The organism is Azospirillum sp. B510 (genome assembly GCF_000010725.1).
Lineage (GTDB): Bacteria > Pseudomonadota > Alphaproteobacteria > Azospirillales > Azospirillaceae > Azospirillum > Azospirillum lipoferum_B.
The window spans coordinates 424,478-443,908 of record NC_013855.1 but is presented as its reverse complement, the minus strand read 5'-3'; the positions used below and the strand labels follow the sequence as shown (position 1 = coordinate 443,908).

Below are 19,431 nucleotides of genomic sequence, written 5' to 3'. Positions count from 1 at the left end.
AAGCGTGACCCTTACTCCGCCGCCAACCGCTCCACGGCGCCGATGGCGCCGCTGTCGCGGATGTCGACGATCTCACGCTCGCTGAAACCCAGAACGTCGCGCAGGATCTCGTCGGTGTGCTCGCCCAGCAGCGGCGACCGGGTGACCTCGGTCGGGCTGTCGGACAGCTTGATCGGGTTGCCGACCGTCAGGTAGCTGCCGCGGGTCGGATGCTCCACCTCGACCAGCGTGCCGGTCTCGTAGAGCGACTTGTCCTCGGCGATCTCCTTCATCGACAGGATCGGGCCGCAGGGGATGTCGTACTTGTTGAGGATGTCCATGACCTCGAACTTGCTCAGGGTCTTGGTCCACTCCTCGACGGTGGCGAAGATGCTCATCAGGCGCGGCAGGCGGGCCACCGGGGTGGCGTAGTCGGGATCGGTGATCCACTCCTCCTTGCCGATGACCTTGCAGATCGCCTTCCAAACCGGGGCCTGGGCGATGAAGTAGATGTAGGCGTTGGGGTCATGCTCCCAGCCCTTGCACTTCAGGATCCAGCCCGGCTGGCCGCCGCCCGACGCGTTGCCGGCACGCGGCACGGTGTCGCCGAACTCGCCGTTCGGGTATTGCGGGTATTCCTTCATCGGCCCATGGGCCAGACGCTGCTGGTCGCGCAGCTTGACGCGGCACAGATTCAGAACCGCGTCCTGCATGGCGGCCAGCACCTTCTGGCCGCGGCCGGTCTCGCGGCGCTGGTAGAGCGCCGTGACGATGCCGAGCGCCAGATGCAGGCCGGTGCCGCTGTCGCCGATCTGGGCGCCGGTGACCATCGGCGGGCCGTCGTCGAAACCGGTGGTCGAGGCCGCACCGCCCGCACACTGGGCGACATTCTCGTACACCTTGCAATTCTCGAACGGCCCCGGCCCGAAGCCCTTGACCGACGCGACGATCATCGCGGGGTTCAGCTCCTGGATGCGTTCCCAGGTGAACCCCATGCGATCGAGCACGCCGGGGGCGAAGTTTTCGACCATCACGTCGCAGGTCTTGATCAGAGCCTCCAGCACCTCCTTGCCCTTGGGCGTCTTGGTGTCGAGGGTGATGGACCGCTTGTTGTGGTTCAGCATGGTGAAATACAGGCTGTCGGCGTCCGGCAGGTCGCGCAGCTGGCTGCGGGTGATGTCACCCTCGCCCGGCCGCTCCACCTTGATGACGTCGGCGCCGAACCAGGCGAGCAACTGGGTGCAGGTCGGTCCCGACTGCACATGCGTGAAGTCGAGAATCCGCACGCCCTGAAGTGCCTTGCCCATGTATCTCTCCCCCTGCTTTCTAAAAGTCGTGTTGGTCGGCGTTTTTGGTTAGGACGGCATCTTGCGGACCGAGCTGGTCGGGTTCAGGCTGCCGATGTTGCCGCTTTCGGTGCCGGCGGCCGGGTCGATGACGGCGTTGATCAAGGTCGGACGGCCGCTGTCCATCGCCTCGCTGACCGCGCGATACAGCTCGTCCGGGTTGGTGACATGGACGCCGACGCCGCCGAAGGCCTCCATCATCTTGTCGTAGCGCGAACCGGGGACGAAGACCATCGGCGACGGGTCGGCCCCGCCGGTCGGGTTGGTGTCGGTCCCGCGATAGATGCCGTTGTTGTTGAAGATGACGATGCAGACCGGCAGGTTGTAGCGGCAGATCGTCTCCACCTCCATGCCGGAGAAGCCGAAGGCGCTGTCGCCCTCGACCGCCAGCACCGGCTTGCCGCTCTCCACCGCGGCGGCGACGGCATAGCCCATGCCCACACCCATGACGCCCCAGGTGCCGACATCCAGGCGCTTGCGCGGCTCGTACATGTCGATGATGCCGCGGGCGAGGTCGAGGGTGTTGGCGCCCTCATTGACCAGCATGGCGTCCGGCCGCTCCTTGATGACGCGGCGCAGAGCGCCCAGCGCACCGTGGAAGTTCATCGGCGAGGCGTTGCTCATCAGCTTCGGCGCCATCTTGGCGACGTTCTGCTCACGCTTGGCCGCGACGGTGGCCATCCAGTCGGCCGGCGGCGTCAGTCCACCTTCGATGCCCTTCAGCAGGACTTCCATCACCGAGGCGATGTCGCCGACCAGCGGCGCGTGGATTTCGACGTTGCTGTCCATCTCCCGCGGCTCGATGTCGACCTGGATGAACTTCTTGGAGCCGGGCTTGCCCCAGGTCTTGCCCTTGCCGTGCGACAGCAGCCAGTTCAGCCGCGCGCCGACCAGCATGACCACGTCGGCCTCCTGCAACACCAGCGAGCGGGCGGCACCGGCCGACTGCGGATGGGTGTCGGGCAGCAGGCCCTTGGCCATGCTCATTTGCAGGAAGGGGATGCCGCTCTTCTCGACGAAGGACCGGATCGTCTCGTCGGCCTGGGCATAGGCGGCCCCCTTGCCGAAGATCACCAGCGGACGCTTGGCTCCCTTCAGCAGGTCGAGCGCGCGGTTGACCGCGTCGGCCGACGGGTATTGCGCCGGGGTCGGATCGACCACCTTGACCAGCGACTTGGCGCCCTCGGCCGCATCCATCACCTGCGAGAACAGCTTGGCCGGCAGATCGAGATAGACGCCGCCCGGACGACCCGACACGGCGGCGCGGATGGCGCGCGCCACGCCGATGCCGATGTCCTGAGCGTGCAGGATGCGGAAGGCGGCCTTGCACAGCGGCTTGGCGATGGCCAGCTGGTCCATCTCCTCATAGTCGCCCTGCTGGAGATCGACGATCTCGCGCTCCGACGAGCCGCTGATCAGGATCATCGGGAAACAGTTGGTGGTGGCGTTCGCCAGCGCGGTCAGGCCGTTCAGGAAGCCCGGCGCCGACACCGTCATGCACACGCCCGGCTTCTTGGTCATGAAGCCGGCGATGGCGGCGGCGTTGCCGGCATTCTGTTCGTGGCGGAACGAGACGACGCGCATGCCCTCGGCCTGCGCCATGCGCAGCAGGTCGGAGATCGGAATACCGGGGACGACATACAGGTTGTTGATGTCGTTGAGCTTGAGCGCGTCGATGACGAGCTGGAAGCCGTCGGTCAGCGCCGGCGCGTCTTCGACAACAGATGCTTCCGTGGCCTGGTTCTTAGTGATCGTTGCAGCCGCAGTAGACATATGGGTGACTCCTCCCCGAGGCTCCGAAAAAGGTTCAAAGTTGTTTAGTCGAGGAAGGCGCAATGCCGTTCCACGTACTGTGCGAGACCGAGCGTGTGTTCGCGCACGCGGCGTTCCGCGAGATCGGCATCGCGGGCGGCGAGCGCCTCGATGATGTCCCGATGCTCGTGGATGGACTGGTCGGCACGATCACCGATGCCCATCGTCGCGCGACGGATCGCACGCATATGGATGAAGAAGCGGTCGGTCAGGTCCGAGATCAGGGTGGAGCCCGAAGCCTGGACGATGCTTTGATGGAAGACGATGTTGGCGTCCGAATATTCGGCGACATGCTCCGCCAACTCGGCCTTCGTGTATTTGTCGAACGCGGTGTGCAGGAGCTCCAGCTTGTCCGTGGTGGCGTTTTCGACGAACAGGCGTGCCGCCATGCCTTCCAGGGCGGCACACACCGTGATCATCTCCACCAGTTCGGCCTTCGTCTTGCGCACCACGAAGATCCCGCGCCGCGGTTGGGAACGGATGAACCCCTCCTGTTCCAGCAGCGCCATCGCTTCCCGCACCGGGGTGCGGCTGACACCCAACGCTTCGCACAGACGGCGTTCGTCCAACCTGATCTCGCTGCTCTGGCCGTAGATGTTCATCTGCGTGATCGCCTGTCGCAGCGCCTGATAGGCTTTCGCCTTGAAACTCATGCCCTGTTCGAGCGGTTCGACACTGAATCTTTCTCGGTTCATCACGGTTCCGACCCTTTGCGCGCCGACGCCATCGGCGCCGCTTGTTGTCGTGAGCGTTGCTTGTGCGAGCGTTCGGATGATCGCCCTGGCCCTTGGTACTGAGTGGCGCGTCGTTTTTGAATTATCGATACGGTATACCAGATGCCAGACACCCGCAACAGCAATTGCGGGCACATCGAACTATTTCCGTCGCCGACGGAGTTGCGGGCGGTTTTGTTCGATTTTTCTAGCTATTGCGCGGTAATCGCCCTAATTTGACCCTCCAGGATCGCTTTTCGGGAGGGGGACCCGCGCATGGCCGACACCCAGACTCTGGCCGGGACCGCAGACAAGCCATCGTCCGGCGCGGCGGAGGAGGCCTCCGACCCCAATTTCATGACCTCGCTGGCCCGTGGCCTGTCGGTGATTCGCGCCTTCACCGAGCGCGAGCCGAACCTGACCATCGCCGACATCGCCAAGATCACCGGCCTGCCGCGGGCGGCGGCGCGGCGTTGCCTGCTGACGCTGATGCAACTGGGCTATGCCGGGTCGGACGGCCGGACCTTCCATCTGAAGCCGAAGATCCTGGCGCTCGGCTATTCCTTCCTGTCGTCGGCGCCGCTGGCGACGATCCTCGATCCGCTGATCGAGCAGGTCAGCGGGGTGGTGCAGGAATCCTGCTCCGCCGCCGTGCTGGACGAGGATGACGTGGTCTATATCGCCCGGGCGGCGACCAAGCGGATCATGTCGGTCGGACTGAATGTCGGCAGCCGGCTGCCGGCCTATTGCACCTCGATGGGCCGCATCCTGCTGGCGGCGCTGCCGGAGGCGGAGCTGGACGCCTATCTGGCGCGGGTGCCGCTGAAGCCCTTCACCGAACGCACCATCACCGCCGCCGACGCCCTGAAACGCGAGTTGGAGCGGGTGCGCGAGCGCGGCTTCTCGCTGGTCGACCAGGAGCTGGAACTTGGCCTGCGCTCCATCGCCGTGCCGATCCGCACCGCCACCGGCGGGGTGGTGGCCGCGATGAACATCAGCGCCCAGGCCGCACGCGTCACCTGCCCGGAGATGGAGGTGCAGTTCCTGCCCCGGCTGCACCGCGCGTCGGAAGAGGCGCGGGTGCTGCTGGTGCGGTCGCGCGGAATCTGAGGAGCGGGCCCAGTCAACGCGCCAGGATCAACGTGTCAGGATCAGCGCTCCCGGATCAGCATGTCCTCCAGGTTGCTGCTGATCGACTCGACGCCGCTCTGGGCCTGGCGCATGCTGGACACGACGCCGGCGGTCAAAGCCATCTGGTCCTGCGCCCCGGTGGTGACGCCATGGACGGTCGATTTCACGCTTTCGACCGATCTGGCGATTCCGCCCAGCGCCTCGACAACCTGCCGAACGACCTCCTGCATGGCGAGGATCTCGACGCCGATCCGTTCGGTGGCATCGGTGGTCTGTTCGGCCAGCGACTTCACCTCCGTCGCCACCACCGCGAAGCCGCGCCCGGCCTCGCCCGCGCGTGCTGCCTCGATGGTGGCGTTCAACGACAGCAGCTTGATCTGGGAGGCGATGGCGTCGATGAATTTGGCGACACCGTCCATCGCCGCCGCCGCCTCGTTCAGCCGGCCGGTGGCGGCGTCGGCCGCGGCGGTGCGGCGGTCGATCTCGTCCACCACATCGCGTGATTTCAAGATATCGGCGGAAATCTGTGCCGCGGAGTTGCACATCCGCTCGACCGACAGGCTCACGTCGGTGACTTTCTGGGCCGTCTCCCTGGCGAAGTCGATGGACCTCAACCGCTTCCGGATCATGCCCGTCACATCCGACGCGAATTTCACCACCTTCAGCACCTCGCCGCCGTCGGACAGGACGGGGTTGTAGCTGGCGCTGATCCACACCTCCGATCCGTCCTTGGCCCGGCGCGGGTAGACGGAGCTGTGGAATTTCCCGCCACGCAGGATCTGCCAGAATTCCCGATATTCGGCGGTGTCGCGCTGGTCGGGAAAGATGAACATGCTGTGGTTCCGCCCGACCACCTCGTCGAGCCGATAGCCGACGGCCTTCAGGAAATTCTCGTTGGCATCCAGGATCGTACCGTCGGTCTTGAACTGGATCACCGCCTGCGACCGGTCGATCGCCTCGATCTGGGCCCGGAAATCGGCCGTGCGGCGACGTTGTTCCGTCACGTCGGTGGCGAACTTCACCACCTTCCAAACCCTGCCGGCGGGATCGAGGATCGGCGTGTAGGTCGCCTGGATCCAGACCTCCCGCCCGTCCTTGGCGATCCGCCGGAACTCCCCGCTCTGATGCTCGCCACGGCTCAGCGCGTCCCAGAAGGCGGCATAGCGGGTCTCCCCGGTCTCCGCCTGATCGAGGAACATGCTGTGATGCCGGCCTCGGACATCTTCCAGACGATAGTTCATCAGACCGAGAAAAAGCCGGTTCGCCGTCGTGATGGTGCCGTCCAGCGCGAATTCGATCACGGCCTGCGACAGGTCGATGGCGGCGAGCTTGCCGTTCGCATCGGCCTCCTTCAGCTTCGCCTCCGTGATGTCGGTGGCGAACTTCACCACGCCGACCGGTCGGCCGCCGGGCCCGAGAACCGGATTGTAGGTGGCGCGCAACCAGATTTCCCGACCCGAACGGGCGATGCGCCGGAACTCGGCCGACTGGAAACGGCCGGCGCGCAATTCATCCCAGAAATGCCGGTACGCCGCACTCCCGGCGAAGTCCGGATCGACGAACATGCGATGATGACGGCCTCTCACCTCTTCGAGGCCATAGCCCATGGCATCCAGGAAATTCCTGTTCGCGTCCACCACCGTGCCGTCCATCGTGAATTCGATCACGGCCTGCGAACGGTCGAGGGCGTCCAGCTTGGCCCTCTCATGGCCCGCGCTCTTGGTGAACAGAAACATGGCCCCTCCCCATCCTTTCGTCAGGCCGGGCGGGTGCATGACCGTCACGCATCATAGCTGAACAAATTCATTTCCCTTATGCGACAGAATCGATATCGGGAGATGAAACGAAGCAACATGACGACGGGACACCGGCATTCGGCAACGCCTCAATTCTTAAATCAGGCAGCCGAGTGCGACAGTTGGGAGTTTCCCTGAGGAAACACACGGTGATTCACATCATCGTCTCCGGGGAGATGGCCGTCAGCGCCGATTTTATCTTGGGCACCATATGGTCGGCAAAGGCTCTTACCTTGGCAGGCACCAGCGCGCGGTGGGGATAGAGCACCGCCAATGTCACCGGCTCCGGCGGAAAATCCGGCAGGACCGGCGCCAGCGCGCCGCTGGCCAGATGGTCGGCCACCTCCCACAGCGGCTTCATGGCGATGCCGCGGCCATCCAGCGCCCAGCCGGTCAGCACGTCGCCGTCGTCGGCGTCGAAGCGGCCCGACACCGGCAGCTTCACCGGCTCGCCACCCTCCAGCACGCTCCACTGATATTGCTGGGTGCCGGGAAAACGGAGCAGCAGACAATTATGCCCGGACAGGTCCGCCGGCGTCGACGGCCGACCGCGCTCCGACAGGTAGGCGGGAGCGGCGACCAGAACACGGCGCACATCGGCGATCTTGCGCACGACGAAGCTGGAATCCTTCAACACCGCCATGCGCACCGCCACGTCCACCGCCTCGCGCAGCAGGTCGAGCAGATGGTCGGACAGGCGCAGCCGCACTTCCACCAGCGGGTGCGCGGCACAGAAATCAGGCACCAGCGGCGCCAGGATGCGGCGGCCGAAGCCGAGCGGCGCCGTCACCCGCACACTGCCCGACGGCACGCCGGAGCCGGCGGCGATGCTGCTCTGCGCCCGCTCCACCGCCTCCAGCACCTCCAGGCAGCTCTGGTAGAAATCCATGCCGGTCTCGGTCGCCTGCAACTGCCGCGTCGTGCGGTTCAGCAGCCGGACGCCGAGATGGGTTTCCAACTGCTGGATGCGGTGGCTGACCATCGCCGGCGACATGCGCAGATTCCGCCCGGCCGCCGACAGGCTGCCCAGTTCGACGACGCGGACGAAAATGCGCATGTTCTCAAGCAACGCCATGCTTGCGCGGGCTCCCTGCCGGACCGGTTGGTTCTGGTGCGGCGGAGACGCTAGCACGCCCCCCACAAGGGGGGGAATTGCGCATCGCAACAAATTCGTCAGGCGCAGGGGACCGCGATGGCGATCAGGCGGCCGCCATCTTCCGCATCAAATCACCCGTGGCCTGCTCCAACTCCTCCGTCCGGGCGGCGACGTCGCCGGCCGCTCCCTTGGTCACGCCGGACGCCTCGCCGATCACCTTGGCGGTTTCCGACAGGCTGGCGACATTGCGGGCCACCTCGTCCGATCCGACGGCCACCTGCTGGACATTCTGCGCGATCTCCCGGGTCGCGGCCTCCTGTTCCTCGACGGCGGCGGCGATGGTGGCACCGAAGCCGCTCATCTCGGAAATCGTCCGGGAGATCCGGGCCGTCGCCTCCACCGTCTCGGCGGAGACCTGCTGGATCACGGCGATCTGGGAGGCGATCTCCTCGGTCGCCTTGGCGGTCTGGGTGGCGAGCGCCTTGACCTCGCTGGCGACGACGGCGAAGCCCTTGCCCGCTTCCCCGGCGCGCGCCGCCTCGATGGTGGCGTTCAGCGCCAGCAGATTGGTCTGGCCGGCGATGCTCTGGATCAGTCCGGTCACCTCCCCGATCCGGCGGGAGCTGTCGGCCAGCCGCTCGACGGTCGCGCCGGTGGCGGCGATCTCCTTTTCGGCCTCGCGGGCGATGGCGATCGAGCGGCCGACCAGCCGGGCGATCTCCGCCACCGACGCCGCCAGCTCTTCGGCGGCGGAGGCTACGGCCTGGACATTGGCGCTGGATCGGGAGGTGGCGTCGGACGCCGCGGCGGTGCGGCTCTGACCATCGGTGGCGAGACCATGCAGGGTCCCGGATTCGGAGCGCAGCCGCATGGACGCCTCCGCCAGCGCCGCCACCACGCCGCGCACGGTCCGCTCGAATTCGCCGGCGACCTCCAGGACGCCCTCGCGGCGGCGCCGTTCGGCCTCCTCCTCCAGGCGCTTTTGCTCGGCTTCCAGCCGCCGGGCCTCCAGCGAATTCCTCTTGAGGATCTCCACGGCGCGGGCCATCGCCCCGACCTCGTCGCCGCGCTCGGCGCCTTCGACGGTCGGCGTCAGGTCACCCTCGGCCAGCCGGGTCATGGTGCCGGTCAGCCGGCCGACCGGGCGGGCGACGGAACGGGCGGCCATCCAAAGCCCGCCGCACAACAGCAAAAGCCCGGCACCGGACGCGACGAACATGACCAGCCGCACCCGATCGGCCGCGGCCATCACCGCGTCCCGCGGCACTTCGATCACGACGGTCCAGCTCTCCTTCATGCCGGGGAACCGAACCGGCGCGGCGCTCAGCAGCAGGTCGCGGCCATCCGCCCCGGTGGAGCGGAACGACAGGGTTCCCTCCGCCCCGATCCGCCCGATGGCATCCAGCAGGCGACGATCCTCCACCGGCTTGCCAAGCTTGGCCGCATCGGGGTTGACCACCCAAAGCCCGTCGCCGATGAGCGAAACCCGGCCGACGCCGAACGGCCGCAGGCCGGCGGCCTCCTCGCCGAGCGCGGCGAGCGACTGGTCGACGGTGTAGATGCCGATCGGCTTGCCGCTGCGGCGCAGGACGACGCTGGCCGTCGTCATCAGCACATCCTTGCCGTTCACCGGATAGGTATAGGGCGGCGTCATCAGGCTGCGGTTCTCACGGATCGGCTTGTCGTACCATTCCTCGGTGCCCGCCTCCTTGGTCATGACGAGCTTCTCGACCTCCACGCCCGCCGGGCCGTGGAAGAAATAGGGCAGCATGCGGCCGCCTTCTCCGGAATAGGGATGGTCCTTGAACGCGGCGTCGCGCCCCTCCAGCCCGTTCGGCTCGAAGGCCAGCGCCATGCCGACCACATCCTTGCGGGCGCGGAGCGCCCCTTTCGCCAGATCCCCGAGCAGGTCGCGGTCGGTATGGCCGGTGTCCAGCAGCCCCTGGACGGCCGACGCGGCGCCCTGGGCGGCGGCGACCGGCGCGCCGATCCGCGCGCCCGCGCGCTGCGCGATGCCTTCGGCCAGCGCCGTCATCCGACCCGTGGCGCTTTCCTCCGCCTCCGTCACCATGGCGCTGGAGCCGATCCACGATACCCCGGCCAAGGCGGCAAGCGCGATCGGACCGGCGACCGCCAGCAGCTTGGCCCCTATCGACAAATCCTTGAACCTCATGACGCGCCCTCCGCAAGCCAAGGCGCTCATGATAAAAGGGTGATGTTATACTACCGTTGCGTTTTCATGACGGATATCAACGGTTTGATCTTTCTCCGGAGGCGGGCGGCGTTCCCAGCCCCGCGTCGCAAAAGAAAAGCCGCCGGAACGCGCGGGCGTCCCGACGGCTTTGGTCGGCCAAAAGCGGATGATCAGACCAGAACGGTCTCGCTCTCCTCCACCGGCAGGTCCAGCGTCTCCTCGAACTCGGTGACGTTGTCGATGTCGGTGCCCATGGAAATGTTGGTCACCCGCTCCAGCACCAGCTCGACGACGACCGGCACCTGATACTGGTCCATCCAGGCCTGGGCCTGGGTGAAGGCCTCCTGGATGCGGTCGGGCTCGGTGACGCGGATCGCCTTGCAGCCCAGCCCCTCGGCCACCGCGACATGGTCGACGCCATAGACGCCGATCTCCGGCGCGTTGATGTTCTCGAAGGACAGCTGCACCTGGAAATCCATCTGGAAGGCGCGCTGCGCCTGGCGGATCAGGCCGAGATAGGCGTTGTTCACCAGCACATGGATGTAGGGCAGCTTGTGCTGGGCGCCGACCGCCAGCTCCTCGATCATGAACTGGAAGTCGTAATCGCCGGACAGCGCGACGATGCGCCGCTTCGGATCGGCCACCCGGACGCCGAGTGCCGCCGGCAGGGTCCAGCCCAGCGGACCGGCCTGACCGCAATTGATCCAGTGGCGCGGCTTGTAGACGTGCAGGAACTGGGCGCCGGCGATCTGCGACAGGCCGATGGTGGTGACATAGGTTGTGTCCTGGCCGAAGGCGCTGTTCATCTCCTGATAGACGCGCTGCGGCTTCATCGGCACCTGATCGAAGTCGCTGCGGCGGTGCATCGACCGCTTGCGGCCCTGGCAATCCTTGACCCAGCCGCCGAGATCCTTGAAGCGGCCTTCCGCCTTCCACTCCCTGGCGACCTCGATGAACAGGTCGAGCGCCGCCCCGGCATCCGACACGATGCCGAGGTCGGGCATGAAGACGCGGCCGATCTGGGTCGGTTCGATGTCGACATGCACGAATTTGCGGCCCTTGGTGTAGACCTCGACCGAGCCGGTGTGGCGGTTGGCCCAGCGGTTGCCGATGCCCAGCACGAAGTCGGACTTCAGCATCGTCGCGTTGCCGTAGCGATGGGCGGTCTGCAAGCCGACCATGCCGGCCATCAGCGGATGGTCGTCGGGGATGGTGCCCCAGCCCATCAGCGTCGGGATGACCGGAACGCCGAGCAGTTCGGCGAACTCCACCAGCTTGTCGGAGGCGTCGGCGTTGATGATGCCGCCGCCGGCGACCACCAGCGGACGTTCCGCCGCCGCGAACATCGCCAGCGCCTTCTCGACCTGGGCGCGGGTGGCGGCCGGCTTGTAGACCGGCAGCGGCTCATAGGTCTCGTCGTCGAACTCGATCTCCGCCATCTGGACGTCGATCGGCAGGTCGATCAGCACCGGGCCGGGACGGCCGCTGCGCATCAGGTGGAAGGCCTGCTGGAAGACATAGGGCACCTGCGCCGGCTCCAGCACGGTCAGCGCCCATTTGGTCACCGGCTTGGCGATGTCCGGCACGTTGATGGCCTGGAAATCCTCCTTGTGCAGGCGGGCGCGCGGCGCCTGCCCGGTGATGCACAGGATCGGGATCGAATCCGCGATCGCCGAATAGAGGCCGGTGATCATATCGGTGCCGGCCGGGCCGGAGGTGCCGATGCACACGCCGATGTTGCCGGCCTCGGCCCGCGTGTAGCCCTCGGCCATGTGCGAGGCGCCCTCGACATGGCGGGCCAGGACATGGCGCATCGTGCCGCGCCGCTGCATCGCCGCATAGAAGGGGTTGATCGCGGCGCCGGGGACGCCGAAGCAGACGTCGATGCCCTCCCGCTCCAGCACCCGCACCGCCGCTTCCGCCGCCGTCATTCTCGCCATCGCTCGACTCCTCACCAAACGCGATTGTTCGTGAGGACAGCTAAGCGCCTGGAGGACGGCTTCGGCAAATCAACGGGTTGCCTTTTCCACAGGCTGGAAAGCGGCGCCGAAAGGGGAAGGGCTCAGCTGCCGCGATAGGTGGAATAGGCCCAGGGCGAAACCAGCAGCGGCACATGGTAATGCTGGGACGCGTCCCTGATGCCGAAGCGCAGGGGAACCTCATCGATGAAGTCTGGGCCATCGCCGGAAATGACGCCGATGCGGCGGAAATAGTCGCCGGCCAGGAACAGCAGCTCGTAGCGGCCGGGCCTGAAGTCGTCGCCCTGGAGCGCCGGGGCGTCGAGGCGGCCGTCGGCGTTGGTGGTGAACTCGCCGAGGACGGTGCCGGCACCGTTATCAAGAGCGGTCAATCGGATGCGCATGCCGGCCGCCGGACGCCCGGCGGCGATGTCGAGGACGTGGGTGGTCAGGCGGCCCATGGCTGAGCGGTCTCCCTCGGGTTTGGGGCGGAGTTGGGGGGGCATTCGAAGCCGACGCCATTTCGCAACCGCCAGCTTATGCCCAACCGCCCTCCCCCGCCCACCCGCGAAAATCCGGAAACTGTCTTCACCCCCACCCCCATTCAACCGATTGAACCCCCCGCCACCAATGGCTTAGCGTAGGTCCCGCTTCGACCGCAGCGTTAAGAGCGAGACGACGATGACCGACACGGCTTATCCCCGCGACATGATCGGCTATGGCGCCACCCCGCCGCAGGCCAACTGGCCGGGCGGCGCCCGGATCGCCGTGCAGTTCGTCATCAATTACGAGGAGGGCGGCGAGAATTGCGTCCTCCATGGCGATGCCGCGTCGGAGGCCTTCCTGTCGGAGATCGTCGGCGCCCAGCCGATCCCCGGCGCCCGCCACATGAACATGGAGTCGATCTACGAATACGGCTCCCGCGCCGGATTCTGGCGTCTGCACCGGATGTTCGCCGAGCGCGGCCTGCCGGTCACGGTCTATGGCGTCGCCATGGCGCTGGAGCGCAATCCCGAGGTGGTCGCCGCCATGAAGGACGCCGGCTGGGAGATCGCCACCCATGGCTGGCGCTGGATCGACTATCAGCATCTCCCCGCCGAGGTCGAGCGCGAGCACATGCTGCGCGCCATCGAGCTCCACACCCGCGTCACCGGTGAACGCCCGCTCGGCTGGTATCTCGGGCGGTGCAGCCCCAACACCTGGCGGCTGGTCGCCGAGGAGGGCGGCTTCGTCTACAATGCCGATTCCTACGCCGACGACCTGCCCTATTGGGACGACAGCCACGGCCGGCCCCAGTTGATCGTGCCCTACACGCTGGACGCCAACGACATGCGCTTCGCCACCAACCAGGGCTTCAACAGCGGCGACCAGTTCTTCGCCTATCTCAAGGACAGTTTCGACACGCTCCATGCCGAGGGGGGGACGGCGCCGAAGATGCTGTCGGTCGGGCTGCATTGCCGTCTGGTCGGCCGCCCCGGCCGCGCCGCGTCGCTGGCGCGCTTCCTCGATTATGTACGGTCCCATGACAAGGTGTGGGTGGCGACCCGGCTCGACATCGCCCGCCACTGGATCGCCGAACATCCCTACGTCGCGAAGTGAGAGCGCGGATGCCCCACAGTTTGGACGATGTGAACCGGATGGACCGCGCCGCCTTCGTCGCGGCGCTGGGCGCGGTGTTCGAGGACAGCCCCTGGGTCGCGGAGGCCGCCTGGGACAAGCGCCCCTTCGCCGATGCCGCCGCCCTGCGCGCGGCGATGACCGACATCGTGCGCAATGCCGGGACGGAGCGGCAGCGCGCCCTGATCCTCGCCCATCCCGATCTGGCCGACCGCGCCACCCGCGCCGCCAACCTGACCGACTTTTCGCAGACCGAACAGGCCAAGGCCGGGTTGAACGAGCTGACGGATGCGGAAGCGCGGGAGCAGCGCGACCTGAACCGCGCCTATCGCGCGCGCTTCGGCTTCCCCTTCATCATGGCGGTGCGCTTCAGCGGCAAGCGGGAGATCCTGGCGGCGATGCGCGCGCGCGTGGCGAACGAACCGGAGGTGGAGTTCGGCCGGGCGCTGGAGGAGATCTACAAGATCGCCGGCTTCCGGCTGGACGATCTGGTGGTGGGATAGCGTAGGCTGACGATGCCCCCAAAAACAAAGCGCGCCGCCCCAACCGGAACGGCGCGCCTTTCCTGCGAAACTATCCGTTACGCTTCCATCGCCTTGACGACCTCTTCGGTGACCTTCTTGGCGTCGCCGAAGAGCATCATGGTGTTGGGACGGAAGAACAGCTCGTTCTCGACGCCGGCATAGCCGGCGGCCATGCCGCGCTTGATGAAGAACACCGTCTTGGCCTTCTCCACGTCGAGGATCGGCATGCCATAGATCGGGCTGGCCGGATCGGTCTTGGCCGCCGGGTTGGTCACGTCGTTGGCGCCGATGACGAAGGCCACATCCGCCGTGCCGAAGTCGCGGTTGATGTCCTCCAGTTCGAACACCTCGTCGTAAGGCACGTTGGCTTCGGCCAGCAGCACGTTCATGTGACCGGGCATGCGGCCCGCCACCGGATGGATGGCGTATTTCACGTCCACACCCTCATGCTTGAGCACATCGGCCATCTCGCGCAGGGCGTGCTGGGCCTGGGCCACCGCCATGCCGTAACCGGGGACGATGATCACCGACTGGGCGTTCTTCATGATGTAGGCGGCATCCTCGGCCGAGCCGGCCTTGACCGAGCCCTGCGGCCCCTTGGCCGGACCGCCGGCGGCGGCGGCCTCGCCACCGAAGCCGCCGAGGATGACGTTGAAGATCGAGCGGTTCATGCCCTTGCACATGATGTAGGACAGGATCGCACCCGAGGACCCGACCAGCGCGCCGGTGATGATCAGCAGATTGTTCTGCAACGTGAAGCCGATGCCGCAGGCCGCCCAGCCCGAATAGCTGTTCAGCATCGAGATGACGACCGGCATGTCGGCGCCGCCGATCGGCAGGATCAGCAGGAAGCCGAGCGCCAGCGCCACCAGGACGATCAGCCACATGGCGGCGGTCGAGTTGGACTGCACCAGCCAGATGATCAGGAGGATGGTCAGCACGCCGAGCGCCGCGTTGAGCGGATGCTGCATCGGGAAGACCAGCGGCTTGCCGGTGACCAGGCCCTGGAGCTTGGCGAAGGCGACGATGGAGCCGGTGAAGGTGATGGCGCCGACCGCCGTGCCCAGCGCCATCTCGACCAGCGAGCCCTTGGCGATGGCGCCGGGCAGGCCGATGCCGTAGGCCTCCGGCGAGTAGAAGGCGGCGAGCGCCACGAAGACGGCGGCCAGACCGACCAGCGAGTGGAAGGCGGCGACCAGCTGGGGCAGCGCCGTCATCTCGATCTTCTTGGCGACGACATAGCCGATGGCGCCGCCGATGGCGATGCCGAGCACGATCATCCAATAGGACTGGACGATGGGAGAGGCCAGCGTGGTCAGGATGGCGATGGTCATGCCGACCATGCCGTAGATGTTGCCCTGGCGCGAGGTCTCCGGGCTGCTGAGCCCGCGCAGCGCCATGATGAAGCAGATGGAGGCGACGAGATAGAGAAGGGCCGACACGGTTTCCATGGTCTTACTTGCCCTTCTTCTTGAACATGGAGAGCATGCGCTGGGTCACCAGGAAGCCGCCGAAGATGTTGACGGAGGCCAGGATGACGGCGAGGAAGCCCAGGAGCTTGGAGAAGCCGAACCCGGCCGGGCCGGCGGCGACCAGGGCGCCGACGATGATCACCGACGACACCGCGTTGGTGACGGCCATCAGCGGCGAATGCAGGGCCGGGGTGACGCGCCAGACGACGTAATAGCCCACGAAGCAGGCGAGCACGAGCACCGTCAGGCCGGTGACGAAGAAGCTGCCATGGCTGGCCGCTTCAGCAACCGGGACCGGCGACAGCTGTGCCACCTGCACGGCCAGCGCGTCGGCCTGATTGGTCAGGGCGGCCAGGGTCTGGCGGAATGCGGCGATGTTGCTTGCGGGATCCGGGTGTTCCATGGGATCCGCCTCCTCACGCGGGTTGCGCTTCGCGGGCGTCCGCGAAGGCGGGATGGACGACGGCGCCGTCGCGGGTCAGCGCGATGGCCTTGACGATCTCGTCGTCCCAGTTCACGGCGATGCCCGTTTCCTTGCCGTGCAGCGACGTCAGCAGCGCCAGCAGGTTCTTGGCGTAGAGCAGCGAGGCGCTCTCGGCGATGCGGCTGGCGTAGTTGGCGTGGCCGACGATCTTCACGCCGTTGGCCGTGGTCACCACCTCGTCCAGCTTGGCGCCCTCGACGTTGCCGCCCTGCTCCACAGCCAGATCGACGATGACCGAGCCCGGCTTCATCGACGCCACATGCTCCGCCGTCACCAGGATCGGCGCCTTGCGGCCGGGGATCAGCGCCGTGGTGATGACGATGTCCTGCTTCCGGATATGCTCGGCCACCAGCGCCGCCTGCTGGCGCTTGTAGTCGTCGGACATCTCCTTGGCGTAGCCGCCGGCGGTTTCCGCCTGCTTGAACTCGTCATTCTCGACGGCGACGAAGCTGCCGCCCAGCGACTGCACCTGTTCCTTCACCGCCGGGCGCACGTCGGTGGCCGAGACGATGGCGCCGAGGCGCTTGGCGGTGGCGATCGCCTGGAGACCGGCGACGCCGACACCCATGATGAAGGCGCGCGCCGGCGGCACGGTGCCGGCGGCGGTCATCATCATCGGGAAGGCGCGGCCATACTCGCTGGCCGCATCGACCACGGCCTTGTAGCCAGCGAGATTGGCCTGGGAGGACAGCACGTCCATGACCTGGGCGCGGGTGATGCGCGGCATGAACTCCATGGCGAAGGCGTTCACGCCGGCGTCGGCATAGGCCTTCACATGGTCGCGGCTGTTGTAGGGGTTGAGGATGGCGAACAGCAAGGCGCCCTTGCGGATCAGCGCCAGCTCGTCCGCGCCGCCTTCCGCGGCAGTCAATGGCCGCTGCACCTTCAGCACGATGTCGGCATCGGCGAGTGCCGCCGCGGCGTCGGCGGCGATGACGGCCCCCGCCGCCTCATAGGCCGCGTCGGGAAGGCTGGAGCCGAGACCGGCCCCGCTCTCCACAACCACGTCCAATCCGAGAGTTTTAAATTTCTTGATGGTTTCGGGAGACGCGGCGACGCGGCGCTCGCCCGGGCGGCGCTCCCTGGGGATAGCGATCTTCATGTCGTTTGCTTTCGAAGGCCGGCCATGGCGGCAGGCGGAAGTCAGCCCGCGTCCGGATCGGGGCCGCCCGTCAGTCCGATGGGCAGGCGGCGAAACGGCAAAGGCGGGCGGGCCGGCGGCGAAGCTGCACCGGCCCCACCGGCGATACTCACTGGTTGGCGACGACCGGGAAGTCCCAGTTCTCGGCGGCGGGCGCCACCGCCGGCGCACCGTCGGCCTGCAACTCGTCCAACTGGCGGCGGATCAGGTCGCGGACGCTGACGACGCCGACCAGGGTCGATCCCTCCAGCACCGGGACATGGCGGATGCCATGCTGGTCCATCAGGCTCAGCACATGGCGCACCGTGTCGGATGGGTTGCAGCAATAGGGATCGCGCGTCATCAACGCCGATACCGGCTGATCCAGGATGCCAGGCCCGCGGTCGACCAGCGCGCGGACCACGTCGCGTTCGGAAATCACGCCGACCACCGTGTTTCCCTCGGTCCGGCAGACGTCCTTGACCACCAGGGCTCCGGTGTTCTCCGCCTTCATCAGGCGCAGCGCGGTGGTCACCGTTTCATTGATGCGCACCATGCCGATGCGCGTGCCCTTCTTACGGAGAATGTCTTCGACCTTCATGACGCTCCTCCCCCCGTTCGATGCGGCCGGACCGGACCTTTATGGAACGGTGCCGGCCGCCTCAGTGACATTGTACGATCACCTTTTTACTGGGCCGCCACCGCTTCCGGAGCGCGGGCGGGAATCGCCGGCTGCGGCCGGCTGTAGCAGCCGGCGATCTCGCCCCGCTGCTTGACCAGCGCCAGCACCACGTCGATGGTCGGCGTCGGCGCGCCGACCATGCGGCCCATCTCCTGCACCACCGACAGCAGCGGATCGATCTCCATCGGCCGGCCGCGCTCCAGATCCTGGAGCATCGAGGTCTTGTGCGCCCCAACGGCGGCGGCGCCGTTGATGCGGCGTTCGACATCGACGCGGAAATGGACACCCAGCCGGTCACCGATCTCCTTGGCCTCCAGCATCATCGCCTTGGCGACGGCGCGGGTTTCGGCATCGCCACAGATCACCTCCAGCGTGCCATGGGTCAGCGCGCTGATCGGGTTGAAGCACAGGTTGCCCCACAGCTTCAGCCAGATCTCGTCGCGGATGCGGTCGAGCACCGGAGCGCGCAGGCCGCCGGCCTCCATCGCCTTGGACAGGGCGACGACGCGGTCCGACTTGGAGCCGTCCGGTTCGCCGAGCGAGAATTTGTCGCCATAGACATGCTGGATGACGCCGGGCTCCACCACCTCGGTCGCCGGATAGACGACACAGCCGATGGCGCGCTGCGGCCCCAGCCCGTTCCATTGCACAGCACCGGGGTCGACCGTCTCCAGCGTACGGCCGTCGAAGGCACCGCCGGTGCCGTGGAAATACCAATAGGGGATGCCGTTGACGGCGGTGACGACGGCGGTGTCGTCCCCCAGCAGCGGTTGCATCGCGGGCACGACACCGGGGACGGAGTGGGCCTTCAGCGCGATGATGACATAGTCTTGCGGACCGAGCTCGGCCGGGTTGTCGGTGCAGCGGGGGTGGACGACGGTCTTCTCCTCCCCCATCAGCAAGGTGACGCCGTTCTCGCGCATCGCCGCCAGATGCGCACCACGCGCCACCAAGCTGACCTCGGCGCCCGCCTGGTGCAGGCGCACGCCGAGATAGCCGCCGATGGCCCCGGATCCGTAAATGCAGATCTTCATGCCGGATTCCCCTCTCCCCCGATTTCACTTTTTGAATGCTGTGGGGCTGGACGACGCCAGCCTGCCCACACCGGCCGCATCCATCGGCTGACCGGTTGCTTTGCAGCGGCATCCAACAGTCTGTTGCGCAAACTGTGTCTGGAGTTTGGTATACCACATACCGTATGTCAATGCGGAATGTGGGGGCACCGAAGAGATTGCGGAGCCGGCTTCGGCCTTAATCGCTCAAGCCCCATCGCAAGAATGGCCGCCATCCGGACAGCGGATGTCCACCATGATCGACCCACCCCTTTCGATCCCTGTTGACGGCCTCAGCCGTATTCTGTATACAGAATATCAGTCTCCGACGCGTTCTCTGCCGGGACGAATTGGACGAGCGGGACAGGCCATGGCGCCAATCACGATCACGCTCCCCAAAACGCGACAAACCGACACCGGGACCAATGCGGTGGTCCCGATGCCGGTTTGTGGCG

At 66.6% G+C, this 19,431-nt stretch carries 16 protein-coding genes; 3 read left to right on the top strand and 13 right to left on the bottom strand.

Annotation, left to right across the window (positions count from 1 at the left end; genetic code table 11):
• Positions 1 to 11: 11 nt before the first annotated feature.
• From frc to AZL_RS17245, 3 genes are read right to left on the bottom strand one after another with little or no spacing between them, the layout of a single operon-like run.
• Entirely contained in the window at positions 12 to 1,286 is a 1,275-nt protein-coding gene (gene frc, locus AZL_RS17255) for a formyl-CoA transferase (RefSeq protein WP_012975780.1), read from the bottom strand.
• A gap of 48 nt (positions 1,287 to 1,334) precedes the next feature.
• A complete protein-coding gene (oxc, locus tag AZL_RS17250; RefSeq protein WP_012975779.1) occupies positions 1,335 to 3,098 on the bottom strand; it encodes an oxalyl-CoA decarboxylase in 1,764 nt (587 codons plus the stop codon).
• 44 nt (positions 3,099 to 3,142) lie between these two features.
• Complete coding sequence (locus AZL_RS17245) at positions 3,143 to 3,832, bottom strand: GntR family transcriptional regulator (RefSeq protein ID WP_042444138.1); 690 nt, start codon at positions 3,830 to 3,832, stop codon at positions 3,143 to 3,145.
• Positions 3,833 to 4,126: 294 nt separating this feature from the next.
• Between AZL_RS17245 and AZL_RS17240 the strand changes: the two genes are divergently transcribed.
• Positions 4,127 to 4,960: an IclR family transcriptional regulator gene (locus AZL_RS17240; protein WP_012975777.1), complete on the top strand. Its 834-nt coding sequence runs from the start codon at positions 4,127 to 4,129 to the stop codon at positions 4,958 to 4,960.
• Positions 4,961 to 5,001: 41 nt separating this feature from the next.
• Here the strand turns inward: AZL_RS17240 and AZL_RS17235 are convergent, their stop codons facing one another.
• From AZL_RS17235 to uraH, 5 genes are all read right to left on the bottom strand, one after another.
• On the bottom strand, positions 5,002 to 6,717 hold the full coding sequence (locus AZL_RS17235; RefSeq protein WP_012975776.1) for a methyl-accepting chemotaxis protein: 1,716 nt from the start codon (positions 6,715 to 6,717) through the stop codon (positions 5,002 to 5,004).
• 214 nt (positions 6,718 to 6,931) lie between these two features.
• Entirely contained in the window at positions 6,932 to 7,852 is a 921-nt protein-coding gene (locus AZL_RS17230; protein ID WP_012975775.1) for a LysR family transcriptional regulator, read from the bottom strand.
• A 124-nt stretch (positions 7,853 to 7,976) separates the two neighbouring features.
• Complete coding sequence (locus AZL_RS17225) at positions 7,977 to 10,046, bottom strand: methyl-accepting chemotaxis protein (protein WP_148219462.1); 2,070 nt, start codon at positions 10,044 to 10,046, stop codon at positions 7,977 to 7,979.
• Positions 10,047 to 10,237: 191 nt separating this feature from the next.
• On the bottom strand, positions 10,238 to 12,007 hold the full coding sequence (gene gcl, locus AZL_RS17220) for a glyoxylate carboligase (RefSeq protein ID WP_012975773.1): 1,770 nt from the start codon (positions 12,005 to 12,007) through the stop codon (positions 10,238 to 10,240).
• Between the two features lie 122 nt (positions 12,008 to 12,129).
• Positions 12,130 to 12,486, bottom strand: coding sequence for a hydroxyisourate hydrolase (gene uraH / locus AZL_RS17215; RefSeq protein WP_012975772.1), 357 nt, complete (start codon positions 12,484 to 12,486; stop codon positions 12,130 to 12,132).
• 220 nt (positions 12,487 to 12,706) lie between these two features.
• On the opposite strand from uraH, the gene puuE reads away from it, so the two are divergent.
• Positions 12,707 to 13,624 (top strand): allantoinase PuuE, encoded by a 918-nt coding sequence (gene puuE, locus AZL_RS17210; RefSeq protein ID WP_012975771.1) that lies wholly within the window; start codon positions 12,707 to 12,709, stop codon positions 13,622 to 13,624.
• A gap of 8 nt (positions 13,625 to 13,632) precedes the next feature.
• Positions 13,633 to 14,145: a 2-oxo-4-hydroxy-4-carboxy-5-ureidoimidazoline decarboxylase gene (gene uraD, locus AZL_RS17205; RefSeq protein WP_012975770.1), complete on the top strand. Its 513-nt coding sequence runs from the start codon at positions 13,633 to 13,635 to the stop codon at positions 14,143 to 14,145.
• Between the two features lie 77 nt (positions 14,146 to 14,222).
• Here uraD and AZL_RS17200 read toward each other — a convergent pair whose 3' ends face one another.
• The 5 genes from AZL_RS17200 to AZL_RS17180 form a co-directional block, all read right to left on the bottom strand.
• Positions 14,223 to 15,617 (bottom strand): NAD(P)(+) transhydrogenase (Re/Si-specific) subunit beta, encoded by a 1,395-nt coding sequence (locus AZL_RS17200; protein WP_012975769.1) that lies wholly within the window; start codon positions 15,615 to 15,617, stop codon positions 14,223 to 14,225.
• Between the two features lie 4 nt (positions 15,618 to 15,621).
• Positions 15,622 to 16,041 (bottom strand): NAD(P) transhydrogenase subunit alpha, encoded by a 420-nt coding sequence (locus AZL_RS17195; RefSeq protein ID WP_012975768.1) that lies wholly within the window; start codon positions 16,039 to 16,041, stop codon positions 15,622 to 15,624.
• A 13-nt stretch (positions 16,042 to 16,054) separates the two neighbouring features.
• Positions 16,055 to 17,224 carry a Re/Si-specific NAD(P)(+) transhydrogenase subunit alpha gene (locus AZL_RS17190; RefSeq protein WP_012975767.1) on the bottom strand — a complete coding sequence of 390 codons (1,170 nt, stop codon included), beginning with the start codon at positions 17,222 to 17,224 and terminating at the stop codon, positions 16,055 to 16,057.
• A 148-nt stretch (positions 17,225 to 17,372) separates the two neighbouring features.
• A complete protein-coding gene (locus AZL_RS17185) occupies positions 17,373 to 17,843 on the bottom strand; it encodes a CBS domain-containing protein (protein WP_012975766.1) in 471 nt (156 codons plus the stop codon).
• Between the two features lie 86 nt (positions 17,844 to 17,929).
• Positions 17,930 to 18,958, bottom strand: a complete 1,029-nt coding sequence (locus tag AZL_RS17180) for a 2-dehydropantoate 2-reductase (protein ID WP_012975765.1) — start codon at positions 18,956 to 18,958, stop codon at positions 17,930 to 17,932.
• Positions 18,959 to 19,431: the final 473 nt, after the last annotated feature.